Here is a 7,028-nt window from a genome sequence, read left to right as displayed (position 1 = left end):
CAACAACGAGCCCGACATGGACGCACCGTGGGCGTACCACTACGTCGGTCGGCCCGATCGCACCGCCGAGATCGTCCACGCGGCGGTGCACCAGACCTTCGGTCCCGGCGCCGGCGGGCTGCCCGGCAACGACGACTCCGGCGGCTTGTCCTCCTGGTACGTGTGGGCCTCGCTCGGTCTGTTCCCCGTGGCAGGTCACGGTGTGGTGATGCTCAACGCGCCGTCGTGGCGCTCGGCTCGCCTCGCCGTGGCCAACGGAACCCTGGACGTCGCCACGGTCGGGTTTCGCGAGGGCCTCCAGTACGTGCAGGCGGCCACGCTCGACGGCGTTCCCCACCATCGTGCCTGGCTCACCTCGGAGGAGCTCCATCGAGGCGGTCGTCTCGAGCTCGCTCTCGGCGACCAACCGAGCGACTGGGGCACGAGCGAGCTGCCGCCGTCGGCCTCGAGCGCACCACACCAACGACGAACGGAGGACCCATGTCCCGCAGGCTCGTGATCGTCGTACGCGCAGATCCGGTGATCTGCGGCCACTCCGGCGAGGCCCGCAACCTTGCCGAGGCTGCGCTGCTGCGCGGCTTCGACGACGTCCGCATCGTCACCTGGCCGATCGAGCGCCTGCAGGCGAGCGGGCTGCCGCTGAAGCCGCTGGACGAGATCTCGCCGTACAGTCCGGGGATCGTGGTGGAGCGCCCGGCACCGGTGGGCGACTACAAGGTGCCCGACGGGCGTTACGTGGCGGGGATCGTGGGGCGGCTCGTCGAGCTGTTCACCGACGGTGTTCCCACCGTCTGCCTGTCCTTGTACCTGAGCCCGCACACGCTCGCGGTCGCGGAGGCACTGCGGGTGGCGGAGGGGACAGGACTCCCGGTGAACGTCGTCACGATCGCGGAGGCGGTGGGGTCCGACATCACCAACGTCGTACGCGCCGCGGTGGCGGAGGACCGCTTCGGCGCTGCGGCGCAGGTGCTGGGCGCCTACCTGGACAGCGACGTGTGCGTGGCCGTCTCGGACTACACCAAGCAGCTGATCGTGGCCGCGGCTGAAGAGCTCGACGCACGCCACGGCACCCGGTACGCACCGCAGTGCCGCGAGCGCGTCGAGGTCTCCTACCCGGCGATCGACACCACCGAGTACACGAACGTGGCCGAGGAGCATCGCGATCAGGTTCTCGCCAGTCGTGGCCTGCAGGCCGGCCGCTACGTGCTGTACCTGTCGCGGCTGGGTCGCGCCAAGGGCGTGGACGACCTGATCGACGGCTACGCGAGCAGCGAGGTGCGCCACCACTGGCCGTTGGTCATCTGCGGCAACGGTCCCGAGCGGGAGAGCCTGCACGCCTATGCCGAGCGCACCGGTCTGGGCGACCGCATCATGTTCCTGCACGATGTCTCCGACGCCGAGAAGCCGGCGCTGATGGCGGGCTCGCTCGCCTACGTGCTCCCCAGCAAGCCGCGCCCGGAGTTCACCGAGACGTTCGGGATCGCGCTGGTGGAGGCGATGCTGGCCGGTGGCGGCCCTGTCATCACCTGCGACACCGGCGGCATCGGCGAGGCCGTGGGCAGCCACGCGCGCTTCGTCCCTCCCAGCGACCCCGCGGCGGTGGCGACCGCCCTCGACGAGACGCTGCTCGGGCTGGACGCCGATGCTCGCGCCGCGTGGTCAGCGCGTGCTCGCGCGCACGCGCTCCAATTCGACCGCGCACCGATCTTCGACTCGCTGCTGGCGAAGGTCGACGCCGTCACCGCACTGCGCGCCGCCTCCTGACCGATGGTGCGGGCTCAGCCGAGAGCCGCGAGGCCGCGGCGAGCACGGGACCGCTGGTCGAGGTCCCCTCCTAGCTCCACGAGCGCGAGCACGCGCTCGTGGTGAGCACGTGCCGTCTCGTGATCGCCCTCCGCGGCGGCGAGCTCTCCCAGACCGTTGTAGGCGTGTGCCAGCGCTGACCGGGTGCCGGTCCGGCGCGCCAGCCGCACGATCTCGTCGTACCGCTCTCTGGCCGCGACCTCGCGCCCGGTCGCGGCCTCGATGCGGGCACGTGTGGACAGGACCTCGAGGTAGACGTCAGGGCGCCGGTCAGCACCGACTGCCTGCTCCGCACGATCGAGCACCGCTTGGGCCGCGGCGGGGTCGCCGCCATCGAGCTCGACCACGGCGAGGGCGCTCAGCATGCGGGTCGCGTGCGCGACGTTGCCCGTGACCTCGGCGGCAGCAGCGGACTCGGCCAGCAACGACCTCGCGTGCACGGTCTCACCCGAGGCAGCCACGATCAGACCGAGGTTGCCGCGCACGATGCTGCGGTAGGCCTCGTTGCCGAGTGCCGCGAACGTCGCCATGGCGGCCTCGGCGAACCTGGTGGCACGCACGATGTCGCCGCTGAGTCGCAACGCCTCGGCGATGTTGGACTGGGCGAAGCCGACATTCAGCCGGTTCCCCGCCGACTCGGCGTGCTGGAGCGCCAGCTCGTAACACCTCACGGCCTCGTCATAGTGCTCCTTCCGCAGCCAGACGTTGCCTCTCGCCTGATGCACACGCTCGACCTCGTGCTCCTCGAGAGCCAGGGCGTCGTCGAGCTCGGCGAGCGCCTCGTCGTAGCGCCCCTGCTCCTCGAGTGCGCGTGCCCTGTGCCGCAGCGCCTGGGCACGGCGATCCGCCGCCCCGTGGGTGGCCGCGAGCCCATGCAGGGCGACGGCCTCCCGCAGGTGCTCGCTGACGCTGAGGTACCCGAACATCAGAGCCGACAGGTCCGACAGCTGGTTGGGCATCTCCCATCGCGCCGCGGCCTCGGCCAGCTTGGCGATCGTGCCTCGCTCGGCGTCGAAGAACGCCCGCAGCTGCACGGCGTCGTCGAGGTCGGCCATCTCGACGTCCGCCACCACCGCGCTTGTGCGACCGGCGACGCCGGGATAGAGCGCCTCGCTCGCGCGCTGCAGCGCCACGACGTAGAACTCCAGCAACCTGCCCAGCGCGACCCGTTGCGACGAGTGCGGCTCCTCCTCGATCAGCCGACGGCGGGCGAAGTGACGAACGACGTCATGCCAGGTCGTGGCGGAACCGATGGGCTGCAGCAGGTGCGCCTGGCGCATGGCCGCGATGATCGCCGTCGCGCGCTCGACCGGGAGCCCGGCGAGCGCTGCCGCAGCATCGACCCGCACGGTCTCGCCGGGGTGCAGGCTGAGCAGACGCAGCGTACGCGCCTCATCCGGGGCGAGCTGACGATATGAATCCACCAGGGCGCGCCGGACCGCCGAGTCGACCCCGATCTCGGCAAGGCGTCGGGCGTGATCGGTGAGTGTCCAGGTGGGGCGCGCGAGCACCGAGCGTGACGCGACAACGATCTCGACGGGCAGGTGCGAGCACAACGCGACGAGCTCCCGCGCCGCTGCGGGTTCCGCTGCCACCCGCTCGTGACCGATGTGGCGCGTCAGCAGCGCCACCGCGTTCTCAGGCTCGAGGACATCCAGCCAGATCTCCAGCGCCGCATCGATGTCGAGCCGATGCCGGGAGGTCACGATGACCCGCGCACCTCCGCTGCGCAACAGCGGCGCGACCAGAGTGCGGGGTCCCACGTCATCCAAGATCAGCACGGTCGGCACACGACCGAGCTCAGCAGTCAGGTTCTGGCGCAGGACGTCGTCGCTGAGGCGGGTGATGTGGTCGGGGCTGAGCCCGAGTGCCCGCAGCACCGCACGAGCGATCTGCTGCGTCCCGTCACGACCGTCGTCGTCGTAGCCTCGGCACCTCACCAGCAGCGTCCGGCATCCGGCGCGGCGAGCAGCCACAGCAGCCGCGACCGCGATCTCGGTCTTGCCGACGCCGGGCAGCCCGTGGATGAGTGCGACGGTCCCGTCCGGTGCGTCGCTCAGGCGGACGAGGTGGTGATCGACGCCGACGAGTGCTGCAGGCTCGGGAAGATCGAGCCGCACGCTGGGCTCGGACTCGATCACCCCGGTATCCGGCCGGGGCTGCAGGGAGGCCAGATAGGCACCCCGCCAGTCCTCGACCCGTTCGGGGCCCGCCAGCACCTCGACGATGTCCAGCAGCAGTGCCATGTCCAGACGACGCCTCCCGACACGGAAGGCGTCATAGACCGTGACGCGACCCGGGCGAGCGTGAGGACTGCCGCGCCGCGCACGAAGCTCACCCACCTGGGTGGCGATCTGTGCGTACGAGGGCTGGCCGGCCTCGTGACGTAGGCGACGTAGCGCCTCGATGAGCTCGTCGAGCCGGCGTCCGCTCCCAGCCGCCTCTGACGCGTCAGCCACCCGACGATCGTAGGTGTTCGGACTCGTTCGGGCTCGCGATCTCTTGCGCCGCCGGCCCGCTGCGCCCAGCAGACTGGCCCTGATCCGGCGGCTCGGGAGCCGCCGACCCACCACCTGTCTGCATGAGCATCGAGGAGCACCGTGACCATCCAAGAGCCCGACAACACGGCCGAGGCCACCGATCCGGTCGCGCAGGACGAGGATGACGACTCGACCAGTGGCTTCTTCGCTCTGGTCGGTGGCTTCCTGTTCTGTGCCGCGAGCGCCGTGTTCCTGATGCTCGGCGACAACTGGCAGACCCAGATCACCGACCGCACCACCGGCCGACGCAGCGGCCTCGCCCAGTTGCTCGCGGGCTTCGGTCAGATCCCGACGGTGTCGGTGCTCGCCGGGCTGGGGGTGCTGTTCGGCGCCCTCGCCGTCCGCTCGTGTATCAAGGACCGTCGCGTGGTGTGACGCGACCGGGTGTCCCTGACACGTGGCCGTGCGTTGCCCACGACTCACTACGATCGGGGGGTGGCGGAGAGCAAGGTCACGCTGAGCGACGTGGCGAAGGTCGCGGGCGTGTCCCTGTCGACCGCGTCGAAGGCGCTGAGCGGCACCGATCGCGTCTCCGACAAGACGCGCGAGCGGATCCGGGAGATCGCCCGCCGCCTCGACTTCCAGCCCAACGCGCTCGCACAGTCGTTCGCGCGCGGGCGGTCGCAGACGATCGGCATCCTCACGCAGAACGCCACGGGTACGTGGTCGGCGCCGATCTTCGTCGGAGCAGCGTCCTACCTCGGTCGTCACGAGCAGGCAACGCTCCTGTACGACGCAGAGTTCGACGCCGGTGTCTTGGAGGCGAGCATCCGTCGGCTGCAGGCGCGCCGTATCGACGGCCTCCTCGTCATCGGCGACGGCCCTCACTACACCCTTCGATCGGTGAGTCAGCGGTTCACGGTGCCGGTCGCCTACGCATTCACGAGTACCGATTCGGCGGATGACACCACCTATGTGCCTGATGGTGAGATGGCGGGCCGGACAGCAACGCGCCACCTGCTCGAGATCGGCCGACGCAAGATTGCCCACCTGACCGCCGCCGACGACGTCGCAGCGACCGAGCGCGAGCGCGGAATGGCGGCAGCGCTCGCCGAGGTGGGACTCAGCCCTGTTGCCGTGCACTCGCGACCCGATTGGTCGGAGGAGACCGGGATCGCCACGGCCGCAGAGCTGCTGCGTACGGGCGTCGAGTTCGACGCCATCTTCTGCGGCAACGACCACCTGGCCAGGGGCGCGGAGAAGGTCCTGCTCGAGCACGGTCTGAGGATCCCTGACGACGTCGCACTGGTCGGAGTCGACAACTGGGAAGGCACGATCATCGGTCAGGGCACACGCCACCTGACCACGGTCGACCCGCTGCTGACTCGGCTGGGGGTAAGCGCGGCTGAATATGCCACCGGCGCCGTCGCTGCCTCCGGCATCCAGCGTCAGCCCTGCGTCCTGGTGCTGGGCGAGACGACGCTAGGCCCCGGCATGGCACCGACCGCTACTCCTTGATCGCTCCGGCGCTTCCTGCGGCCCGCAGGAACTGGCGCTGGAAGGCGAGGAACAGCAGGACCGGGACGAGGACCGAGATGAACATCGCCGCCATCAGCACAGCGAAGTCGGTCGTGCTCTCGATGCGCGGAAGGGCGACAGAGATCGGCTGCAGGTCGGGCCGTGGCAGCACGAGCAGCGGCCACAGGAAGTCCTTGTAGGCGCCGATGATCGTCAGCAGGGACAGCACCCCGAGGATCGGCCGCGCGAGCGGGAGCACGAGGCTCCAAAAGACTCGCATCTGACCTGCGCCGTCGATACGTGCAGCATCGAACAGGTCGCGCGGGATCGTGTTGAGGTACCGCGAGACGAGCAGCACGTTGAAGGCGTTCGCGGAGGCCGGCAGCCAGACAGCCCAGAAGGTGTTGATGAGGTTGACGCCGAAGATCGGGAGCTCGATCACCGTCAGGTACAGCGCGACGAGCGAGATGACCCCGGGAATGAACAGGGTGGCGAGCACCGCGGCGGAGACGACCTTGGCGTAGGCCGGCCGCAGCACCGCGATGCCGTAGCCGCCGGTCGTGGCCACGAGCAGCCCGAAGAACCACGCCCCGCCGCACACCAGCAGCGTGTTGCGCATGTAGGTGGCGAAGTCGACCTGCGTCCACGCGTTGACCAGGTTCTCCCAGTGCAGGCCGCTGGGCCAGAGCGCGAAAGGCGCTGCGAGCGTCTCGGTCGACGTGGAGGTTGCCGCCTTGAAGAGCCAGAACAGCGGGCCGGCACACGTGACGACGAGGGCCGCGATCACCAGCACGCCCGCGACGGCGACCGCACCCCGGATCAGCGGGACCTTGCGATCCATCGAGGAGATGATGCTGCGCTCGTTGCGCACGTCGTCCACCTCGGACCGCCGACGCCGCGGCGCAGGACTCACCTCGGCGGGAGCGTCGATGGCCGTCGTCGGGGTGTTCAGCTGAGTGGTCATGTCGAGCTCCAACGCCTGGTGACCCAGAGATAGACGGCCGAGAGCAACGAGAGCGCGACCGCGAGGAGCAGGCTGAGCGCTGTCGCACGTCCGTAGTCTCCGGCGACGAATGCGTACCGGTAGATCAGCAGCAGGATCGTCAGACTCCGATTCTCGGGACCACCGCCGGTCATGATGTAGGGCTCGGTGAACACCTGGAAGGTCCCGATCATCTGCAGCAGCAGCATGATCAGCAGGATGCCGCGCATCTGCGGCAGCGTGAC

The 7,028-nt window shown here is 69.7% G+C and carries 6 protein-coding genes and 1 pseudogene; 4 read left to right on the top strand and 3 right to left on the bottom strand.

Annotated elements, in window-relative coordinates; all coding sequences use genetic code 11:
• Positions 1-499: glycoside hydrolase domain-containing protein (locus tag ACOJSN_RS07730; RefSeq protein ID WP_420111924.1), on the top strand; the 499-nt coding region annotated here is incomplete at its 5' end.
• Positions 481-1,764: a glycosyltransferase gene (locus ACOJSN_RS07725; protein ID WP_420111923.1), complete on the top strand. Its 1,284-nt coding sequence runs from the start codon at positions 481-483 to the stop codon at positions 1,762-1,764. The genes ACOJSN_RS07730 and ACOJSN_RS07725, both read left to right, overlap by 19 nt.
• A 14-nt stretch (positions 1,765-1,778) precedes the next feature.
• Here ACOJSN_RS07725 and ACOJSN_RS07720 read toward each other — a convergent pair whose 3' ends face one another.
• Entirely contained in the window at positions 1,779-4,262 is a 2,484-nt protein-coding gene (locus ACOJSN_RS07720) for a tetratricopeptide repeat protein (RefSeq protein ID WP_420111922.1), read from the bottom strand.
• Between the two features lie 141 nt (positions 4,263-4,403).
• On the opposite strand from ACOJSN_RS07720, the gene ACOJSN_RS07715 reads away from it, so the two are divergent.
• Both ACOJSN_RS07715 and ACOJSN_RS07710 read left to right on the top strand, forming a co-directional pair.
• Positions 4,404-4,718 (top strand): hypothetical protein, encoded by a 315-nt coding sequence (locus ACOJSN_RS07715; RefSeq protein WP_420111921.1) that lies wholly within the window; start codon positions 4,404-4,406, stop codon positions 4,716-4,718.
• Between the two features lie 60 nt (positions 4,719-4,778).
• A complete protein-coding gene (locus tag ACOJSN_RS07710; RefSeq protein WP_420111920.1) occupies positions 4,779-5,801 on the top strand; it encodes a LacI family DNA-binding transcriptional regulator in 1,023 nt (340 codons plus the stop codon).
• Here ACOJSN_RS07710 and ACOJSN_RS07705 read toward each other — a convergent pair.
• Together ACOJSN_RS07705 and ACOJSN_RS07700 are read right to left on the bottom strand one after the other, a co-directional pair.
• On the bottom strand, positions 5,791-6,765 hold the full coding sequence (locus ACOJSN_RS07705) for a carbohydrate ABC transporter permease (RefSeq protein ID WP_420111919.1): 975 nt from the start codon (positions 6,763-6,765) through the stop codon (positions 5,791-5,793). The two genes, ACOJSN_RS07710 and ACOJSN_RS07705, sit on opposite strands and share 11 nt — an antisense overlap.
• Positions 6,762-7,028: pseudogene (locus tag ACOJSN_RS07700) on the bottom strand (sugar ABC transporter permease); the annotation flags it as partial. The pseudogene ACOJSN_RS07700 and the gene ACOJSN_RS07705, both read right to left, overlap by 4 nt.

The organism is Pseudactinotalea sp. (assembly GCF_048594945.1).
In the GTDB taxonomy this organism is placed as follows: domain Bacteria; phylum Actinomycetota; class Actinomycetes; order Actinomycetales; family Beutenbergiaceae; genus Pseudactinotalea.
Note: the sequence above shows the minus strand (reverse complement) of the source record. Positions and strands in the feature narration are given on the sequence as shown.